19 protein-coding genes are annotated in these 19,519 nt (G+C 72.3%); 16 read left to right on the top strand and 3 right to left on the bottom strand.

The features are described from left to right. Nucleotides 1-339: hypothetical protein (locus ABT288_RS20000; RefSeq protein WP_351609317.1), on the bottom strand; the 339-nt coding region annotated here is incomplete at its 3' end. Nucleotides 340-424: 85 nt separating this feature from the next. Here ABT288_RS20000 and ABT288_RS19995 point away from each other — a divergent pair. The 5 genes from ABT288_RS19995 (at nt 425) to ABT288_RS19975 (ending at nt 5,039) form a co-directional block, all read left to right on the top strand. Next, nucleotides 425-820 (top strand): guanyl-specific ribonuclease, encoded by a 396-nt coding sequence (locus tag ABT288_RS19995; RefSeq protein WP_351609314.1) that lies wholly within the window; start codon nt 425-427, stop codon nt 818-820. Next, nucleotides 817-1,131, top strand: coding sequence for a barstar family protein (locus ABT288_RS19990; protein ID WP_351609303.1), 315 nt, complete (start codon nt 817-819; stop codon nt 1,129-1,131). The genes ABT288_RS19995 and ABT288_RS19990 overlap by 4 nt, the downstream gene beginning before the upstream one ends. A 132-nt stretch (nt 1,132-1,263) precedes the next feature. Beyond that, on the top strand, nt 1,264-2,706 hold the full coding sequence (locus tag ABT288_RS19985) for a GuaB1 family IMP dehydrogenase-related protein (protein ID WP_351609300.1): 1,443 nt from the start codon (nt 1,264-1,266) through the stop codon (nt 2,704-2,706). Nucleotides 2,707-3,071: 365 nt separating this feature from the next. Then, nucleotides 3,072-4,559 (top strand): amino acid permease, encoded by a 1,488-nt coding sequence (locus tag ABT288_RS19980; RefSeq protein WP_351609299.1) that lies wholly within the window; start codon nt 3,072-3,074, stop codon nt 4,557-4,559. A 27-nt stretch (nt 4,560-4,586) separates the two neighbouring features. Beyond that, the gene (locus ABT288_RS19975; RefSeq protein ID WP_351609297.1) at nt 4,587-5,039 is read left to right on the top strand and encodes an Lrp/AsnC family transcriptional regulator; all 453 of its coding nucleotides are present in this window, start codon (nt 4,587-4,589) and stop codon (nt 5,037-5,039) included. Between the two features lie 78 nt (nt 5,040-5,117). On the opposite strand, the gene ABT288_RS19970 is transcribed toward ABT288_RS19975, so the two are convergent. Beyond that, the gene (locus ABT288_RS19970) at nt 5,118-5,570 is read right to left on the bottom strand and encodes a hypothetical protein (protein ID WP_351609294.1); all 453 of its coding nucleotides are present in this window, start codon (nt 5,568-5,570) and stop codon (nt 5,118-5,120) included. Between the two features lie 22 nt (nt 5,571-5,592). Beyond that, nucleotides 5,593-6,333 (bottom strand): GntR family transcriptional regulator, encoded by a 741-nt coding sequence (locus ABT288_RS19965; protein WP_351609291.1) that lies wholly within the window; start codon nt 6,331-6,333, stop codon nt 5,593-5,595. 205 nt (nt 6,334-6,538) lie between these two features. Here ABT288_RS19965 and ABT288_RS19960 point away from each other — a divergent pair, with 205 nt between their 5' ends. The 11 genes from ABT288_RS19960 to ABT288_RS19905 all read left to right on the top strand — a co-directional run bounded on the left by ABT288_RS19960 (nt 6,539) and on the right by ABT288_RS19905 (nt 19,420). Further along, nucleotides 6,539-7,699, top strand: coding sequence for an ABC transporter substrate-binding protein (locus ABT288_RS19960; RefSeq protein ID WP_351609288.1), 1,161 nt, complete (start codon nt 6,539-6,541; stop codon nt 7,697-7,699). Then, the gene (locus ABT288_RS19955) at nt 7,696-8,595 is read left to right on the top strand and encodes an ABC transporter permease (protein WP_351609285.1); all 900 of its coding nucleotides are present in this window, start codon (nt 7,696-7,698) and stop codon (nt 8,593-8,595) included. Before ABT288_RS19960 ends, ABT288_RS19955 begins: the two co-directional genes overlap by 4 nt. Beyond that, on the top strand, nt 8,580-9,401 hold the full coding sequence (locus tag ABT288_RS19950; RefSeq protein ID WP_351609282.1) for an ABC transporter permease: 822 nt from the start codon (nt 8,580-8,582) through the stop codon (nt 9,399-9,401). Before ABT288_RS19955 ends, ABT288_RS19950 begins: the two co-directional genes overlap by 16 nt. A gap of 9 nt (nt 9,402-9,410) precedes the next feature. Next, complete coding sequence (locus ABT288_RS19945; protein WP_351609279.1) at nt 9,411-10,487, top strand: ABC transporter ATP-binding protein; 1,077 nt, start codon at nt 9,411-9,413, stop codon at nt 10,485-10,487. A 14-nt stretch (nt 10,488-10,501) separates the two neighbouring features. Next, nucleotides 10,502-11,968 carry an HAD-IA family hydrolase gene (locus tag ABT288_RS19940; RefSeq protein ID WP_351609276.1) on the top strand — a complete coding sequence of 489 codons (1,467 nt, stop codon included), beginning with the start codon at nt 10,502-10,504 and terminating at the stop codon, nt 11,966-11,968. Nucleotides 11,969-12,069: 101 nt separating this feature from the next. Next, nucleotides 12,070-14,799 (top strand): nitrate- and nitrite sensing domain-containing protein, encoded by a 2,730-nt coding sequence (locus tag ABT288_RS19935; protein WP_351609274.1) that lies wholly within the window; start codon nt 12,070-12,072, stop codon nt 14,797-14,799. Beyond that, entirely contained in the window at nt 14,789-15,226 is a 438-nt protein-coding gene (locus ABT288_RS19930; RefSeq protein ID WP_351609271.1) for a roadblock/LC7 domain-containing protein, read from the top strand. The genes ABT288_RS19935 and ABT288_RS19930 overlap by 11 nt, the downstream gene beginning before the upstream one ends. A 7-nt stretch (nt 15,227-15,233) precedes the next feature. Next, nucleotides 15,234-15,614: a DUF742 domain-containing protein gene (locus ABT288_RS19925; RefSeq protein ID WP_450862819.1), complete on the top strand. Its 381-nt coding sequence runs from the start codon at nt 15,234-15,236 to the stop codon at nt 15,612-15,614. 102 nt (nt 15,615-15,716) lie between these two features. Then, nucleotides 15,717-16,361, top strand: coding sequence for a DUF4232 domain-containing protein (locus ABT288_RS19920; RefSeq protein WP_351609268.1), 645 nt, complete (start codon nt 15,717-15,719; stop codon nt 16,359-16,361). Between the two features lie 518 nt (nt 16,362-16,879). Continuing rightward, nucleotides 16,880-17,668, top strand: coding sequence for a carbon-nitrogen hydrolase family protein (locus ABT288_RS19910; RefSeq protein ID WP_351609266.1), 789 nt, complete (start codon nt 16,880-16,882; stop codon nt 17,666-17,668). 54 nt (nt 17,669-17,722) lie between these two features. Beyond that, a complete protein-coding gene (locus tag ABT288_RS19905; RefSeq protein WP_351609263.1) occupies nt 17,723-19,420 on the top strand; it encodes a flavin monoamine oxidase family protein in 1,698 nt (565 codons plus the stop codon). Nucleotides 19,421-19,519: the final 99 nt, after the last annotated feature.

Here is a 19,519-nt window from a genome sequence, read left to right as displayed (position 1 = left end):
CGCCTCTCGTGCGGAACGAGCGAGCACCGGCTGCTCGTGGCGTGGCGTGGCGTGGCGTCGCGTGCCGCGTCCGGGCGTGCCGCGGCGGGTCGCGGCAGCGTCGGAGCGGGATGGCCGTGGCAGCATCGTCGGCATGTCGCCGCGGTTCGTCCCCCACATGCGCAGAGGGCCCCTGACACGGTCCCGGTCGGCCGGACCGCCGTCGACGCCGCCCCACACCGCCGGACCGTCCCCGACGCCGCCCCGCACGCGCAGACGGCCTTCAACGCTGTCCCACACGCCACGGTCATCGACGGTGCCCCAGACGGCCGGGGAGCCCGTGCCGACGCCCGACGGCACGCCCGGAGGGCCCGCGGCGCCGTCCCGCACGCCACGCAAGTCCCGCACGTCGGCCCGCGGGCGGTCCCGCACGGCGGTTCGCGCTCTGGTGGGGCTGCTGGCCTTCGTCGTCGCCGTTCTGTCGGCGGGATGTGCGTCCGGGGCGAGCTCGGGTCCCGGTTCCGGCGGCGGGACGCGTGTGTCCGGCCCGGCGTGGGCGCACGGCATGGGCACCGTCCGGGAGTCCCAGTTGCCGGCCGAGGCGCGCAGGACGCTCGCGCTGATCGACAAGGGCGGACCGTTCCCGTACGCCAAGGACGGCGTCGTCTTCGGGAACTTCGAGGGGCAGCTGCCGAGGCACCAGCGCGGCTACTACCACGAGTACACGGTCAGGACGCCCGGCTCGAACGATCGCGGGGCCCGGCGCATCGTCACGGGTCAGGGCGGGGAGATCTACTACACCGATGATCACTACAACTCGTTCCGGGCGGTGCTGAGATGACAGAGGTCGTGGTCACGCTGGACCTCGACGGGGTCACGGAGAAGGCCGGTCTCATGGACCGTGCCGCACGTGCCCTGGCGCTGCCCGGCTGGTTCGGCCGTAACTGGGACGCCCTGGCCGACTCCCTCGGTGACCACACCGTGTGGCCCGAGGAGGCGGTCGAGAGGGGGCTGCTGATCGTCGTGCGGAACTGGCGGCCGTACGCCGAGGCCTGCCCGGAGGAGTGGCGGATCGCGCAGGAGGTGTTCGCCGAGGCCGCGGACCACACGCCCGCCCTGTCCGTCGCCCTCGCCCTTGGAGGATCCTCCTAGGTGATCGGCGCTCACCCTGGATGTTCCGTGGGGGCATGACAGCTGCGTCGACATGGGACAATGAAGTACGTGCTCTTTCCCCCTGGCGCACCCGTCGGGGGGTCACCTCTGATCGACTGGGATGTGCAGCACGTGCGTTTCCTCAATGACATCCAGCCCGCGTACGACCTGACGTACGACGACGTGTTCATGGTGCCGAGCCGCTCCGCGGTGGGCTCGCGTCAGGGCGTGGACCTCGCCGCGCCGGACGGCACGGGCACCACCATCCCGCTCGTCGTGGCCAACATGACCGCCATCGCCGGCCGCCGCATGGCCGAGACGATGGCCCGCCGCGGCGGTCTGGTGGTCATCCCGCAGGACATCCCGATCGACGTCGTCACCGACGTCATCTCCTGGGTGAAGAGCCGCCACCTGGTGCTCGACACGCCGATCGTGCTGGCCCCGCACCAGACCGTCGCCGACGCGCTGGCGCTGCTGCCCAAGCGCGCGCACAACGCCGGTGTGGTCGTGGACGAGGAGCAGCGGCCCGTCGGCGTCGTCACCGACGCGGACCTCACCGGCGTCGACCGCTTCACCCAGCTCGAAGTGGTCATGTCCAAGGACCTGCTGCTCCTCGACGCGGACATCGACCCCCGCGAGGCCTTCAACCGGCTGGACGCGGCCAACCGCCGCTACGCCCCGGCCGTCGACAGGGACGGCAAGCTGGCCGGCATCCTGACCCGCAAGGGCGCCCTGCGCGCCACCCTGTACACGCCGGCCGTCGACGCGCACGGCAAGCTGCGGATCGCCGCCGCAGTCGGCATCAACGGCGATGTGGCGGGCAAGGCGAAGCAGCTGCTCGACGCGGGCGTGGACACGCTCGTCATCGACACCGCGCACGGCCACCAGGAGTCGATGATCAGCGCCATCAAGCTGGTGCGCGCCCTCGACCCGCAGGTGCCGATCGTCGCGGGCAACATCGTCTCCGCCGAGGGCGTGAAGGACCTGATCGACGCCGGCGCGGACATCATCAAGGTCGGTGTGGGCCCGGGCGCCATGTGCACCACCCGCATGATGACCGGCGTGGGCCGGCCGCAGTTCTCGGCCGTCCTGGAGTGTGCCGCCGAGGCGAAGAAGTACGGCAAGCACGTGTGGGCCGACGGCGGTGTCCGTCACCCGCGCGACGTGGCCATGGCCCTCGCGGCCGGCGCGTCCAACGTGATGATCGGCTCCTGGTTCGCCGGGACCTACGAGTCCCCGGGCGACCTCCAGCACGACGCCAACGGGCGTGCCTACAAGGAGTCCTTCGGCATGGCCTCCGCGCGTGCGGTGGCCAACCGCACGTCCGAGGAGTCCGCCTACGACCGCGCCCGCAAGGGGCTGTTCGAGGAGGGCATCTCGACCTCCCGCATGTTCCTCGACCCGGCCCGCCCGGGCGTCGAGGACCTGATCGACTCGATCATCGCGGGCGTCCGCTCCTCCTGCACCTACGCCGGTGCCGCCTCCCTGGAGGAGTTCGCCGAGAAGGCCGTCGTCGGCATCCAGAGCGCCGCGGGCTACGCCGAGGGCAAGCCGCTGCACGCCAGCTGGAACTGACCGGCGAAACCTTTCCCTACGGCCCCCGTCCTTCCCGCGCAGGGAGGGCGGGGGCCGTCGGCATATCCGGAGGCTTCGCCTCCGCGGGTCCGGAAGGCCGGTACTCACTTGTAGGGGCAAAGCCGCATATGAGGGGCGCTGCGCAACGGTCGGCAGCCCACGCACAACGATTTGTCATTCCGGTGCGATCAACGCAATGATCATCCGGGGACGCGCAAGGTTGCTGCATTACGCCCGTGAAGGCCCGCCTCATAGGGTGCTCGTCTGTACGTGGCGTGGCGGGGACCCCGCTCGGTGGGTTCCTGCCCTCGCGGGGCTCCGCCGCTCCCCGGACGCAATGACCGGCAGGATTAAGGAGCCAGCGCGTGCTCGACCAAGGCGCACCCCCGCACGACCGCACAGCGACCGCCCCCGCAACCCAGGGCCTCGCCGCGCGCCTCATGCGGCGCAAGCCCGTGGAACGGCTGGTCGCGGAGGGCGGCCAGGGCGAGGGGGGCTCGCTTCGGCGCTCCCTGGGCCTGTGGCAGCTGACCATGATCAGCATCGGTGCCACCCTCGGCACCGGCATCTTCGTCGTCCTCGGCGAGGCCGTCCCCAAGGCGGGCCCGGCGGTCACCCTGTCCTTCGTGATCGCCGGCCTCACCGCGCTGTTCTCCGCCCTGTCCTACGCCGAGCTGGCGGGCACCATCCCGGTCTCCGGCTCCTCGTACTCGTACGCATACGCAACGATGGGCGAACTGATCGCCTGGGTCTGCGGCTGGTGCCTGCTCCTGGAGTACGGCGTCTCGGTGGCCGCCGTGGCCGTCGGCTGGGGCGAGTACCTGAACGAGCTGCTGGACGGCACCATCGGCGTGACCATCCCCACGGTCCTGTCGGCCCCGCCCGGCCAGGGCGGTGTCTTCAACCTGCCCGCCCTGATCGTCGTCCTGCTCGGCATGGTGTTCCTGCTCGGCGGCGCCAAGGAGTCCGCGCGGGCCAACACCGTCATGGTGTCCGTGAAGATCGCCGCGCTGATCCTCTTCTGCGCCATCGGCTTCATGGGCTTCAAGTCCGGCAACTACTCCCACTTCATGCCGCTCGGCATGGCGGGCGTCAGCGCGGCCGGTGCCACGCTGTTCTTCTCGTACATCGGCTTCGACGCCGCCTCCACCGCCGGTGAGGAGGCCAAGGACGCCCAGCGCGACCTGCCCCGCGCGATCATGCTGTCCCTGGTCATCGTGACCGCGCTGTACGTCCTCGTCGCGGCCGTGGCCGTGGGTGCCTGGCCGTGGCGGAAGTTCAAGGACTCCGAGGCCGCGCTCGCGCAGATCATGACGGACGTCACCGGGCAGAGCTTCTGGGGCACCCTGCTGGCGTTCTGCGCGGTCATCGCCATCGCGAGTGTCGTCCTGACCGTGCTCTACGGCCAGACCCGCATCCTGTTCGCCATGTCCCGCGACGGCCTGGTGCCCAAGATCTTCGCCAGGGTCCACCCGAAGACCGGCGCCCCGCGCGCCAACACGGTCATCGTGTCGGTGTTCTGCGGTGTCCTCGCCGCCGCGATCCCGCTCGGCCAGCTCGCGGACGCCACCAGCATCGGCACGCTGTTCGCCTTCGCTCTGGTCAACGTGGCCGTCGTGGTGCTGCGCCGGACCCGCCCGGCGATGCACCGCACCTTCCGGGTGCCGCTGTCGCCGGTGCTGCCCGCGCTGGGCTTCGCGTTCTGCGTGTGGATGATGGGCAGCCTGTCGGCCGTCACCTGGATCGTGTTCGGTGTCTGGATGGCCGTCGGGCTCGTGTTCTACTTCGTGTACGGCTACCGCCGTTCCCGTCTCGCGACCGGTGACGACCTCGCGGTGACGGCAGAGAAGTGACCGAACCGAAGAAGTGAACCACCCCCTGTGCTGAACGAGCTCGACGAACGCATCGTGCACGCCCTCGCCGAGGACGCCCGCCGCTCCTACGCGGACATCGGGCAGATGGTCGGCCTGTCCGCGCCCGCGGTGAAGCGGCGCGTGGACCGGCTGCGCGCCACCGGAGCGATCACCGGGTTCACCGTGCGGGTGGATCCGGCGGCGCTCGGCTGGGAGACCGAGGGGTACATCGAGATCTACTGCCGGCCCAACACCTCGCCGGACACCATCCAGCGCGGTCTGGAGCGCTATCAGGAGGTCGTGGCCGCGTCGACCGTCACCGGTGACGCGGACGCGATCGCCCAGGTGTTCGCCTCCGACATGCGGCACTTCGAGCGAGTGCTGGAGCGGATCGCGGGGGAGCCGTTCGTGGAGCGGACCAAGTCGGTGCTGGTGCTGTCCCCGTTGCTGCGACGGTTCTCTTCCGGGGCGCCGGGATAGGGCGGATCACGGCCCGGGGCGCAATGTCGTATGCCGGGTGCGGGTGGTCCATGGCTTGTCGCGCAGTTCCCCGCGCCCCTACGGGGCGCCGACCGCCCGCAGCATGCGGCGCATCACCGCCGCGTGGGCGCCGGTGCCGATCACCAGCAAGCGGTACAGCCTCCCGGCCGGGCCGGGGAACACGGCCCGGGTCTCCGCGCTCACGCGCGTGCGGCCCGGGCTTTCCGGTGTCAGGCGGAAGGTCAGGGTGTACGCCGAGAAGCGGTGGCGTCCGGTGAGAGTCAGTTCCCGCTCCGGGTCCGCCGCCGTCACGCGGAAACCGCGGACGGTGGAGCCCACGGACAGCGGCCGCGGACCGGACGCGGTCCGGTCGGCGACACCGACCAGCCGGGTGTAGGCGGCCCCGCCGCGTCCCGCGAAGGAGCGGCCCATGACCTCGCCGATCATCCGCCAGACGACGTCCGCACCCGCCGGGACGACGGTCGTGTGCGTGTCCACGTACGGCAGCGGCACGGTCCGGACGTAGGTCATGTGCTCCCCCTTCGCACCGGCCTCAGTCCGCGGTCTTGCGGGCCAGGGCGTTGTTCCCGATGGAATTGTGCACACTGAAGCTCACCGCGTCCGAGCGGTACCGGTCGTCCGACCACTCCACCGGGCGCCCTTCGCGGGTCGTCGTCACCCGCCGCACCCGCAGCAGCGGACTCGTACGGCGGACACCCAGCAGCTCGGCGTCCTGCGCGCCCGCCGCGACGGCGTCGATGATGTGCTCGCCGTAGGCGAAGACCAACCCCGTGGTGTCGTACAGCCGTTGCGTGACCGAGGGACAGTCCGGCTCGATCGACTCGACCGCAGGGGATATCCAGTCGGCGTACACGGTCCGCTCCAGCAGCACCGGCTCGCCGTCCAGGCCGCGCACCCGCAGCACGTGCAACACCGGTGTGCCGAGGGGCAGTTGGAGACGTACGGCGTCCTCGTGCGTCGCCGGGCGGTACTCCTGGGACACCACCTTGCCCGTGGCCTCGCGGCCCATCGCGCGGGCCCACTGGGCGAAGCTGCGCAGTTCCTCGAAGCTCTGGCTGCGGCGGCTGGCGAGCACGACGCGCCGGGCGCCCTGACGGGAGCCGATGAGCCCCTCGGCGGTCAGGGCCGCGACGGCCTGGCGGACCGTGCCGCGCGAGACGCCGTATGTCCCGGCGAGCTCCGACTCCGAGGGCAGCCGGCTGCCGACCGTGTACTCCTCGCGGTCGATCGCGCGCCGCAGCTCGTCGGCGATCTCCTCGTGTCGCGCCGTCATGCTTCCCCTCTGCTCGGGTCACTGTGCACAGCGTGACCAGCCTAATCGAGACCTGAGCGTGATCTGAAACGGTCTGGATTGTGCAGCCAACCAGGGGCCAAAGTTTCGCTCCCGTTTACAGACAGGACACCGCGAGCGGGCGTACTGTGACGCAACTTGTTCAGACAAGTTCTCCGCAACCCTCATGCGTCCCCCTGGAGAGACCGTGACCGTGTCCCTGCCGAGAAACGCCGTCCTCGGCGGCTCCCTCGCCGTCGTCGCCGCGCTCGCGCTCAGTGCCTGCGGCGCCGCCCCCGACAAGGCGTCGACCACCACCAAGGACGGCAAGAACGCCGCCACCGCCACCTCCGCGGCCGACTTCGGCGGCATGGACGCCCTGGTCAAGGCGGCCAAGAAGGAAGGCACGCTGCACATCATCGCGGTGCCCCGCGACTGGGCCAACTACGGCGCGATCATCGACGGCTTCCAGAAGAAGTACGGCATCAAGATCCAGGACGAGAGCCCCGACGGCACCAGCCAGGACGAGATCAACGCCGTCACCACCCGCAAGGGCCAGGACCGCGCCCCCGACGTCCTCGACCTCGGCTCCTCCTTCGCCCTGAGCGCCGCCCAGCAGGGCCTGCTCGCGCCCTACAAGGTGGCCTCCTACGCCGACATCCCCGAGGCGCAGAAGGACCCGCAGGCCCGCTGGTACAACGACTACGGCGGCTACATCTCCATCGGCTGCGACGACAAGCGCGTCAAGGAGTGCCCGACCAGCTTCAAGGACCTGCTCAAGCCCGAGTACAAGGGCCAGGTCGCCCTCAACGGCAACCCCACCAAGTCCGGCTCCGCCTTCGGCGGCGTCTACGCGGCGGCCCTCGCGAACGGCGGCTCCTTCGACAGCATCCAGCCCGGCCTGGACTTCTTCGCCAAGCTGAAGAAAAGCGGCAACTACACGCCCGTCGAGTCCACCCCGGCCACCGTCGAGAAGGGCGAGACGCCCCTCTCCATCGACTGGGACTACCTGAACGCCGGCTACGCCAAGGAGTTCAAGTCCAAGGGCCTCGACTGGAAGGTCGTCATCCCGAGCGACGGCCAGTACGCCCAGTACTACTCCCAGGCCATCAACAAGGACGCCCCGCACCCCGCGGCCGCCCGCCTGTGGCAGGAGTACCTCTACAGCACCGAGGGCCAGAACCTGTGGCTCCAGGGCTACGCCCGCCCGGCCCTGATGGCCACCATGGACAAGGCCGGCACCCTCGACAAGACGGCCGCCGCCCAGCTGCCGAAGGTCACCGGCACGCCCTCCTTCCCGACCGAGGACCAGCAGAGCAAGGCCAAGACGGTCATCGCCCAGGGCTGGGGTAAGGCCGTCTCCGGATGACCGCCGCTCTCCCGCGCGCGGACGTGGCGCCCGTCGCTTCGGCGAAGCGGCGGCGCCGCGCCCCCGGCTGGCTGGCGGTCGTACCGCTGCTGGTCTTCGTCGCCATCGCCTTCGGCCTGCCCGCCGTCGCCATCGTGAACGGCGCCTTCTCGGTCGACGACGCCACCACCGGCGCCACCCACTACACCGGCGCCAACATGACGGCCTCGCTGCAGGGCCCGTTCCTCACCGCCCTGCTCGGCAGCGTCAAGCTGTCCGCGATCTCCGCCGCGCTCGGCGCCCTGCTCGGGCTGCCGCTCGCCCAGGCCGTGGTCAGCTCTCGCTCCCGCTGGCTGCGCGAGGCCGTGCTGACCGCCTCCGGCGTGCTCGCCAACTTCGGCGGTGTCCCGCTGGCCTTCGCCTTCGTCGCCACCCTCGGCAACGCGGGCGTCCTCACCGTCCATCTGGGCCTGAAGGACACCGGCTGGGACCTCTACAGCTTCTGGGGCCTGATCCTGGTCTACCTGTACTTCCTCATCCCGCTCATGGTCCTCACCATCACCCCGGCGCTGGACGGCCTGCGCTCCCAGTGGCGCGAGGCCGCCCTGAACAACGGCGCCACCGGTGCGCAGTACTGGCGGCACGTGGCCCTGCCCGTGCTCGCGCCCTCGCTGCTCGGCGGCCTGGTCCTGCTGTTCGGCAGCGCCTTCGCCGCCTACGCCACCGCCGCCGCCATGGTCGGCAGCGCGGTCCCGCTGGTCACCCTGCAGATCGCCGACGCCCTGTCCGGCAACGTACTGGTCGGCCAGGAGAACGTCGCCCTCGCCCTCAGCCTCGACATGGTCCTGGTGGCGGGCCTGGTGATGGCCGTGTACCTGCCCCTTCAGCGACGGAGTGCCCGATGGCTCGACGCCTGACCCTCTGGCGGTGGGTCGTCCTCGGCCTCGCCGCCCTGTACTTCCTGGTGCCGCTCGCCGCCTCCGCGATCTTCACGGTCGACGTGCCCGGCCAGGGCCTCACCTTCGACGCCTACACCAGGATCCTCTCCGCCGACGGCTTCGTCTCCAGCCTGCTGCTCTCGCTGGAGCTGGCGGTCGCCACCATCGCGGTCGTCCTGCTGCTGATGGTGCCCGCCGTGGTCGCGCTCCGGCTCGGCTCGCCCCGGCTGCGGCCGGTGGTGGAGGTGGTGTGCTCGCTGCCGCTGGTGGTGCCGCCCATCGCGTTCGTCGCCGGGATCGCCACCGTCCTCAAGTGGGGGCCGGAGCATTTGTCCCGGACCCCGCTGTTCGAGACGTTCGTGGTGATCCAGAACGACCGATTCCCCGTCGTGCTGGTCCTCGCCTACGTCGTGATGGCCCTGCCGTTCGTCTACCGGGCCCTGGACGCCGGCCTGCGCGCCATCGACGTGCGGACCCTCGTCGAGGCGGCCCGCAGCTGTGGCGCCTCCTGGCCGAAGGCCCTCGTCCGGGCCGTCCTGCCCAATCTGCGCGGGGCCCTGCTGAACGCCTCCTTCCTCACCCTGGCCCTGGTCCTCGGCGAGTTCACGGTCTCCCATCTGCTCGGCTACACCCCCTTCGCCGTGTGGATCTACAACGTCGGCGGCGAGCAGGCCCAGATGTCCGTCGCCGTGTCCGTGCTCAGCCTGCTCGTCACCTGGGCCCTGCTCCTCGCGCTCGCCGGTGCCGGCGGCGGACGCAACCGAACCGCCAACTCCCGGGGATGAACACACACCATGACCGCCACCACGCTTGAGAAGGCCGTTGCCGAAAAGGCCGCCACTGTCGAATTCCGCTCACTGCGACGGGAGTTCGGGGCCACCGTCGCCCTCGACGGGCTCGACCTGACCGTCCGCCCGGGGGAGTTCCTGGCCCTGCTCGGCCCCTCCGGCTGCGGCAAGACCACCGCGCTGCGCATGCTCGCCGGTTTCGAACACCCCGACTCCGGCGCCGTACTGGTGGACGGCGAGGACGTCACGCACGTCCCGGCCCACCGCCGGGACGCCGGCATGGTCTTCCAGTCGTACAGCCTCTTCCCGCACCTGAACGCCGTCGACAACGTCGCCTTCGGACTGCGCATGCGCGGCGTCCGCACGGCCGAACGGCGCGCACGGGCCGCGGAGTTGCTGGAACTGGTCGGCCTCGCCGACAAGGGCGAGCGCTACCCGCACCAGCTCTCCGGCGGCCAGCAGCAGCGCATCGCGCTGGCCCGCGCCCTGGCCCTGCGCCCGCGCGTGCTCCTGCTCGACGAGCCGCTGTCCGCGCTGGACGCCAAGGTGCGGCTCACCCTGCGCGAGGAGATCCGCCGGCTCCAGCAGGAGCTCGGCATCACCACCCTGTTCGTGACGCACGACCAGGAAGAGGCGCTCTCGGTCGCCGACCGGGTCGCCGTCATGCGCGCCGGCCGCCTCGAACAGTGCGCCGAACCGGCCGAGTTGTACGGCCGTCCCGCCACCGCCTTCGTCGCCGAGTTCGTCGGCACCATGAGCCGGATCCCGGGCGAGCTGAAGGACGGCACGGCCGAGGTGCTCGGGCAGCGGCTGCCGGCCGACGGCGAGGTGCCCGACGGCGAGGTGGACGTGCTGGTGCGGCCCGAGGCCGTACAGGTGCGTCCGGACGAGCAGGGCACCGCCCGCATCGTCGCCACCGCCTTCCTCGGCGCGGTCGTCCGGGTCACCGTACGGCTCGCCGACGGCACCGAGGTCAAGGCCGACCTGCCCGCCCACGAGGCCACCGGGCTCGGCGCCGGAACCGCCGTCGGCGTGTCGCTGCCCGAGCGGCCGGTGCTCGTGGCCGAACGTATCCAGAAGTGAGGAATTTCCCGAACGTGACCCCCCACACCCATCAACTCCCGCTGCAGGCCGTTCTGTTCGACATGGACGGCACGCTCGTCGACACCGAGCGGCTGTGGTGGGAGGCGGTCGAGCAGATCGCCGGGCGCCCGCTGACCGAGGCCGACCAGCCCGACGTGCTCGGCCGCCCGGTCGAGCACACCGCCGCCTGGCTCGGTACGGCGACCGGCCGGCCGGCGGCGGACCTCGCGGCCGAGCTGCACCGCGAGTTCGCCGACCGCGTCCGCACCGGGATCGTGCCCCGGCCCGGCGCGCTGGACCTGCTGGACGCGCTGGCCGCCGCCGGCGTCCCCGCCGCCCTGGTCACCGCGTCCCCGCGGGCGGTCGCCGACCTCGTCCTCGACGCCCTCGGCGCCGACCGGTTCGCGGCCTCCGTCACCGCCGACGACACCGCCCGCACCAAGCCGGCCCCCGACCCCTACCGGGCCGCCTGCCGGGCCCTCGGCGTCGACCCCGCCGCCTGCGTGGCCGTCGAGGACACCCAGACCGGCGTCGCCTCCGCCGAGGCCGCCGGCTGTGCCGTCCTCGCCGTGCCGTCCCTCGCACCGATCGGCACCGCGCCCGGCCGGACCGTACGGGACAGCCTCAGCGGGGTCACGGTCGAGGAGCTGCGGCGCATGGTGACGCCCGAACTGCGGGTCATGAGCTGGAACCTGTGGCTGGGTGGCAGCGAGGTCGACGACCACCGGGCCAAGCAGCTCAAGGTCATCCTGGAGAGCGGCGCCGATGTCGTCGGACTCCAGGAGACGGGCGGAACCGCTGCCCAGGAACTGGCCGAGGCGCTCGGCTGGCACCACCACCGGGCCGGTGAGAACCTCGGTGTCATCAGCCGCCACCCCGTCACCGCCCGCTTCGGCGACCCGGACGTCGGCTTCTACGGCGCCGCGGGCGTCCGGATCGCCGTGGCCCCCGGCCGCGAGGTGGACGTCTGGACCGCGCACCTGCACTACACGCCGTACGGTCCCTACGAGTCCGCCTTCGACGGGCTGCCGGCGCGGGAGCTGATCGCCCACGAGGAGCTGCGGCTGACCCAGATGCGGGACGCGCTGGCGCGTATCGCCGAGTCCTCGCGCGAGGGCGTCCCGGTCGTCCTGGTCGGCGACTTCAACTGCCCCTCCCACCTGGACTGGCCGGACGTGGCCTGGCCGGTGACGAGGGCCGCCGAGGAGGCGGGCTTCGCCGACTCCTACCGCGAGGCCCACCCGGACCCCGCCGCCGAGCCCGGCCACACCTGGTCGCCGATCCACCCGGTGCACGAGGACGGCAGCGGACGGCCCGAGCCGCAGGACCGGATCGACTACGTCCTGCACCGGGGCCTGACCGTACGGGACGCGCGGACACTCGTCACCGGCAGCCCGCGGCCCTGGCCCGACGTCGCGGACAACGACTGGCCCTCCGACCACGCGGCGGTCGTCACCACGTTCTCCTTGACCAGGACGTGACTCCGGGTTACCCCAGGTCACCATTGCGGTACGGGGTGACCATCCCGTAGGTTGTGCCGCGCTCATCGCCCGCTACTGACTGGTAACACCGGCAGGTACCCATGCGCTGGCCCCTCGGCCGTCCCACCACCGTCCGCACGCGGATCGTGGCGCTCGCGCTCGCCCCGGCCGTCGCGCTGATGGCGCTGTGGAGCTTCGCGATGGTGTCCGTCACCGCCGAACTGCGCGCGCTGATCCGGCTCCAGGGGGTGTACGAGGACTTCGGCACCCCCGTGGACACCGCGGTCGGGCAGATCCAGATCGAGCGCCGGATGTCCGCCGCCTACCTGGGCGCCCGCCTCGACACGGCCACGGCCTCTCAGCTGCTCGAACAGCAGCGCCGTACCGACCGGGCCGTGGACGCCATGCGGCAGGCGATCCGGGGCGGCGACCGCAGCCGGCTCACGGCCCGGCAGCGGCAGGCGCTGGACGCCATGGACGCGGCGACCGGGCAACTGGACGGGCTGCGCTCGCAGGTGCTGTCCCGGCACATCAGCTGGGACCGGGCCGTCGGCGAGTACAGCGCGCTGGTCGAGCCCGGCTTCGACGTGCAGTCCACGCTCACCTCCCTGCAGGCCGGACAGCTCGCCCGCGAGGCGCAGGTCGTCATCGAGCTGGTGCGGGTACGGGAGTTCGTCTCGCGGGAGGACGCGCTGGTCGCCGGGGCGCGGGCGGCCGGCACGCTGACGGACGGGCAGTACGGCACCCTGACCGCGACCATCGAGGACCGGCGGGTGTTCCAGCGGACGTACGTGCCGGACCTGCCCGCCGACTCGCGCACCCTGTTCGAGGACTTCCAGCGCGGGAACCTGTACGGCTCGCTGGCGCGCGGCGAGGACGCGCTGCTGCGGGCCGGGGCCGCGGGCGCCGGGCGGGCCGTCGCGGCGGACACCTGGCGGTCCACCACCGACCGGGCCGTGAAGCGGTACATGCAGCTGTGCACCCAGTCCGCCGAGAACTCCGCGGCACGCGGGCGGGCCTTCGCCTACCGGGAGCTGACCAAGTCGGCCGTCGTCGGCGTGGTGGGGCTCGCCGCCGTGGCGCTGTCTCTGTGGTTCGCGGTGCGCGGTGCGCGACGCATCTCGCGGCGCCTGGAGACCCTGCGGGACGCGGCCGACGTCCTGACTCAGCGTCAGCTGCCCGAGGTCATGCGGAAGCTGAGTGCCGGCGAGGAGGTCGACGCGGTGGCGGAGGCGCCGCCGCTGGCCGCCGACGAGGTGCGCGACGACGAGATCGGGCAGGTCGGCCGGTCCTTCAACACCGCGCGGCTCGCCGCCGTCGAGGCGGCCGTCACACAGGCGACCCTGCGCCGCGGCCTGTTCGCGGTGCTGCTCAACATCGCCCGCCGCAACCAGGCACTCGTGCACCGCCAGTTGAAGCTCGTCGACACCCTGGAACGGCGTACCGAGGACCCCGACGTCCTGCGCGAGCTGTTCCGCATCGACCACCTGACCACGCGCATGCGCCGGCACGCGGAGAGCCTGATCATCCTCTCCGGCGCCGCGCCCGGCCGCCGCTGGCGCCGGCCCGTGCCGATCGCGGACGTCGTCGCCTCGGCCGTCGGCGAGATCGAGGACTACGCCCGCGTGGTCGTGCCGCCGATGCCGGAGATCGGCGTCGCGGCGGACGCGGTCGCCGACGTCGTCCATCTCGTCGCCGAACTCCTGGAGAACGCCACGGTGTTCTCGCCGCCGCACACCCGGGTCACCCTGCGCACCGGGCGGGTCGGCAGCGGGTTCGTGATCGAGATCGACGACCGGGGCCTCGGCCTCGACGCCGAGGCACGCACCCACGCCCACGCCACCCTCACCGACCCCGACGCCTTCGACCCCACCCGCCACGACCGCCTCGGCCTCTACGTCGTCGGCCGCCTCGCCGCCCACCACGGCATCGAGGTGAGCCTGGGGGACTCGCCGTACGGCGGCACGACGGCGGTGGTCCTGCTGCCACAGGCGGTGCTGGCGGAGCCGACCGACCCCGTCGAGCCCGTTGCGGCGGGGCGGAGTGGCCTACGGCAGACCGGAGAGGCGGAGGACGCGCGGCCTGGGGCGGGTGCCCCGGACGGCCGCACGCTGCCCGCGCACGGCCGCGCCGACGGCCTCGCCACCGTACGGGAGCTGCCGTCGAGGGGCCGGCCCCCAGTCGCTCCGGATGCGGGGGACTTGCCCTCGGGGGGCGGGTTCGGGGCGTCTGCGGGTGTGGCCGAGTCGCCGTCGGGGAAGCGGGCCGGTTCCGCTTCCGGCGCGGGTGGGCTGCCCACGCGGAGGCGGCCCATGGCCCGGCCCTCCGGCGACGAGGGGAGTGCCATGGCCCCGGAGCCGCCTGCCGGGCGGGAACCGGCACACCTGTCGGCTCCCGAGCCGGAGGCCCCCGCCCTCCCCACCCGGATCCGCCAGGCCTCCCTCGCCCGGGAGCTGCGGGAAGACCCGACGCCCCCGCCGGAGACGGCACCCGGGCGGGAGGTCGACGCCGAGGAGATGCGGGCGATCTTCGGCGCCTTCCAGCGCGGCCTCGACCGCGGCCGAAAGGGCCTGCCGGCGACCGACCCGACGGCCCGCAGCTCCGGAACCGCGAAGCCGACGGAACGGCAGCTCCCCAGGGGCGCGGGAGACAGCGCGTCCAGCCCCCACGCACCCGCACCCCCACGCACATCCGCGCCGGACCACGCACGCGCACCCGCTCCTGACGAGGCATGCGCACCCGCCCCCGACCACGCCGCCCCCACCGACGCCGCCCCCGCCCCCCTGACCAGCCACGCCGACGAAGGGACCGACACCGGTCATGAACGGTGACGACCAGACCCCGGAGCCGCAGGACCCGCCCGCCGGAGCGCCCGGTACGGACCTGGGCTGGCTGCTGGACGACCTCGTGGCGCGCACCGAGCACGTCCGCCAGGCCGTGCTGCTGACCGCCGACGGCCTCCCGCTCAGCAGCTCGGACGGGATGCGCCGGCGGGACATCGAGCATCTGGCCGCAGTCTGCTCCGGCTTCCACGGCCTGGCCCGCTCGGCGGGTGAGCGGTTCGCCGTGGGCGCGGTGCGGCAGACCATGGTGATGCTCGACGACGCCTACCTCTTCATCACCCCGGCCGGGCACGGCAGCCGGCTCGCCGTCCTCAGCGAGGCCGGCACCGACGTCGGCCAGCTCGCCCACGAGATGGCCCTGCTCGTCCGCCGCCTCGGCCGCCACCTGGACGCGGCCGCCCGCAGCCCCAGATGATCCCGCGGTGAGCGACGAGCACTGGTACGAGGACGAGACCGGGTCCATGGTGCGCCCCTACACGGTGACCCACGGCCGCACCCGGCCCTCGGGCGCGCACGCCATCGACCTGATGTCCCGGGTCACCGCGGTGGACGCCGACGCGCCGGGAGCCGACGTCGATCACGCCCGTGCCGCCCTGCTCGACCTGGTGCGGCGCGGCCCGCGTCCCGTGGTGGAGCTGGCCGCGGACGCCGACCTGCCCCTGACCGTCCTACGGGTGCTGCTCGGTGACCTGGCCGAGGCGGGCCTGGTCCGTATCGACGCGCCCCGCCGCCACCCGGCCGGCGGCCCGGCGGCCGACCCGGGGCTGCTGCGGGAGATCGTGGAGCGGCTGCGGGAGATCTAGGGTTTGTCACGGCTGTGTGCGAGAGCGGTGCCGACCGGAACGCATCAGCGGCGGTGGGGGATCTCAGGGGGTGGCACGTCACCGATACCCCGAAGGGGAACCATGCGCGTCCACAAGCTCTCGCTGCTCGCCGTCGTCGCCGTCGCAGGCCTGTCGCTCACCGCCTGCCAGGGCAGCGGCAAGAGCTCGTCCGGCTCCGGCGACTCCTCCGCCCCGAGCTCGCAGAGCTCCGCCTCCCAGGGCTCCGGCTCCCAGGCCTCCGACGGCAGTGCGGCCTCCACCGGCACCTCCGGCAAGGGCACCGCCACCGGCCGGTCCGGCGCGAGCGGCGGCGGCACGGCCGCGGGCGGCGCCTCCGGTGCCTGCCCGACCTCCCACCTCGCCTTCAGCACCTCCGGCGGCATGGCCGAGGGCACCCTCGTCGTCAACCTGAAGAACACCGGCTCCGCCACCTGCACCCTCAAGGGCTTCCCCGGCGCCGACCTCAAGAGCAAGGACGGCACGGTCAGCGCCGAGCGGAGCACGGTCGCCCCGGTCGCGGTCAGCGTCAAGCCGGGCGAGGAGACCCGCTTCACCCTGCACTACCCGCCGAACACCTCCGGCGGCAGCGGTGAGACCTTCACCGGTCTCGTCGTCACCCCGCCGAACGAGACCCACTCGCGCACCCTGCCCGTCAGCATCAACGTGCCGGTCTCGGACGGCAGCGGCCCCGCCGTCACCGTCGACCCCGTCGGCACCGGCAAGTAGCCGGACCCAGAGCTTCGGCTGCCAGGGCACGACCCCGAAGTCACCCGTGCCCTGCTTCACTTTCTCGAAGCGCGCGGAGGACACGCACGGCGGCAGGTCCCCGGTGTCCGCGGGACTGCCGACCCCCGCCCAGCCGCAGCGACCTCGCCGCCGGTCACCCGCGCGGCGGCCTCCCGCTGTGCGTGCTCCGCCGCCGGCCGGGGAGGGTGCGCCGCGCCGCCCGAGGCCAGTGCCGCCCCGGCCGTGCCGGCGGTGATCAGCGGGAGCGGCGGAACGGGCACACATCGCTCCGCAGGCGGGAACCCACCTCCGCCGTCCGGCGGGGAACCCCGGCCGTGACCTGCGCCTCGGGGAGGACGGGATGCGGCCCCGAGGGGGCGCAACGAATCGCCGTCCGACCCGCATTCCACGCAACGAACCGCGCACAGGCGCGCAACGGCTCCTTCTTGTCCGGCCGAGCGCGCCGACCGTACCTTCTTAATGACCCCCTAACCCCCTGCGTCCGGTGAGGAACACGCATGCGCACCGCCCTCCTCCAGAGCTCCGGCCGCCCCGGCTCGATCGCCGAGAACCTCAAGGTCCTCGACGAGGCCGCGGGCCGTGCCGCCGCCGCGGGTGCCGCGCTGCTCGCCGCACCGGAGATGTTCCTCACCGGGTACGCGATCGGCGACGACATCGCCCGCCTCGCCGAGCCCGCCGACGGCGACAGCGCGGACGCGATCGCCGAGCTGGCCCACCGGCACGGCCTGGCGATCGTCTACGGCTACCCGGAGCGCGACGGCGAGACCGTCTACAACTCCGCCCAGCTGATCTCCGCGGACGGCACCCGGCTCGCGAACTACCGCAAGACCCACCTCTTCGGCTGCTTCGAGCGCGACCACTTCGCGCCCGGCGAGCAGCCGGTCGTCCAGGCCGAGCTGAACGGCCTCACCGTCGGCCTGATGATCTGCTACGACGTGGAGTTCCCGGAGAACGTCCGCGCCCACGCCCTGGCCGGAACCGACCTCCTCGTCGTCCCGACCGCGCAGATGCACCCCTTCCAGTTCGTCGCCGAGGCCCTGGTGCCGGTGCGTGCCTGGGAGAACCAGATGTACGTCGCGTACGTCAACCGGGTCGGCCGGGAAGGGGAGTTCGAGTTCGTCGGCCTCTCCGTCCTCGCCGGTCCCGACGGCGTCGCCCGCACCCGGGCCGGCCGCGCCGAGCAGCTGGTGCTCGCCGACGCCGACCCCGCCTTCCTGGCCGCCTCCCGCGAGGCCAACCCGTACCTGCAGGACCGCCGCCCCGGTCTGTACGGGTCGCTCGGCTGAGCCGCCGCAAAAAGCCTCCCCCCTGTTTCACCTCGTGCAAGGAGTCCGTACCCCATGACGTCCACGGTGCCCAACGCCGTCGAGCACACCGACGAGCAGCAGCCGCCGATCACCATGTTCGGCCCGGACTTCCCCTACGCCTACGACGACTTCCTCGCCCACCCGGCGGGCCTCGGTCAGATACCCGCGACCGAGCACGGCACCGAGGTCGCGGTCATCGGCGGCGGCCTGTCCGGCATCGTCGCCGCCTACGAGCTGATGAAGATGGGCCTCAAGCCCGTCGTCTACGAGGCGGACCAGATCGGCGGCCGGCTGCGCACGGTCGGCTTCGAGGGCTGCGACGAGACGCTGACGGCCGAGATGGGCGCGATGCGCTTCCCGCCGTCCTCCACCGCCCTGCAGCACTACATCGACATGGTGGGGCTGGAGACCAGGCCGTTCCCGAACCCGCTGGCCGAGGCCACCCCCTCGACCGTCGTGGACCTCAAGGGCGAGTCGCACTACGCCGAGACCGTCGACGACCTGCCCCAGGTGTACCGGGACGTCGCCGACGCCTGGAACAGGTGCCTCGACGAGGGCGCCGACTTCTCCGACATGAACCGCGCCATGCGCGAGCGGGACGTCCCGCGCATCCGCGAGATCTGGTCGAAGCTGGTCGAGAAGCTCGACAACCAGACCTTCTACGGCTTCCTCTGCGACTCCGAGGCCTTCAAGTCCTTCCGGCACCGCGAGATCTTCGGCCAGGTCGGCTTCGGCACCGGCGGCTGGGACACCGACTTCCCGAACTCCATCCTGGAGATCCTGCGCGTCGTCTACACCGAGGCCGACGACCACCACCGCGGCATCGTCGGCGGCTCCCAGCAGCTGCCGCTGCGCCTGTGGGAGCGCGCGCCGGAGAAGATCGTCCACTGGCCGTACGGCACCTCGCTGAAGTCCCTGCACGTCGACGGCGAGCCGCGCCCGGCCGTGACCCGGCTGCACCGCACCGCGGGCAACCAGATCACGGTGACCGACGCGAACGGCGACATCCGCACCTACAAGGCGGCGATCTTCACCGCCCAGTCCTGGATGCTGCTGTCCAAGATCGCCTGCGACGACTCGCTCTTCCCGATCGACCACTGGACGGCGATCGAGCGCACCCACTACATGGAGAGCTCCAAGCTCTTCGTCCCGGTCGACCGGCCGTTCTGGCTGGACAAGGACGAGGAGACCGGCCGGGACGTCATGTCGATGACGCTGACCGACCGCATGACCCGCGGCACCTACCTCCTCGACAACGGCCCGGACCAGCCCGCCGTCATCTGCCTGTCGTACACCTGGTGCGACGACAGCCTGAAGTGGCTGCCGCTGTCCGCGAACGAGCGGATGGAGGTCATGCTGAAGTCGCTCGGCGAGATCTACCCGAAGGTCGACATCAGGAAGCACATCATCGGCAACCCGGTGACGGTCTCCTGGGAGAACGAGCCCTACTTCATGGGCGCGTTCAAGGCCAACCTGCCCGGCCACTACCGCTACCAGCGGCGCCTGTTCACCCACTTCATGCAGGACCGGCTGCCCGAGGACAAGCGGGGCATCTTCCTCGCCGGCGACGACATCTCCTGGACGGCCGGCTGGGCCGAGGGCGCGATCCAGACCGCGCTGAACGCGGTCTGGGGCGTCATGCACCACTTCGGCGGCGAGACCGACCCGGCCAACCCCGGCCCGGGTGACGTGTACGACGAGATCGCCCCTGTGGAGCTGCCCGAGGACTGACCAGAACAACGAGCAAGGTGGCATCGACCGGCCGCTGTGGGTGGCGGCGTCGGTCGGGCCGTACGGCGCGATGCTCGCCGACGGCTCCGAGTACCGGGG

The sequence above is a fragment of the Streptomyces sp. NPDC001093 genome, from assembly GCF_040298985.1.
In the GTDB taxonomy this organism is placed as follows: Bacteria; Actinomycetota; Actinomycetes; order Streptomycetales; family Streptomycetaceae; genus Streptomyces.
This window is presented reverse-complemented; position numbering and strand designations above follow the sequence as displayed.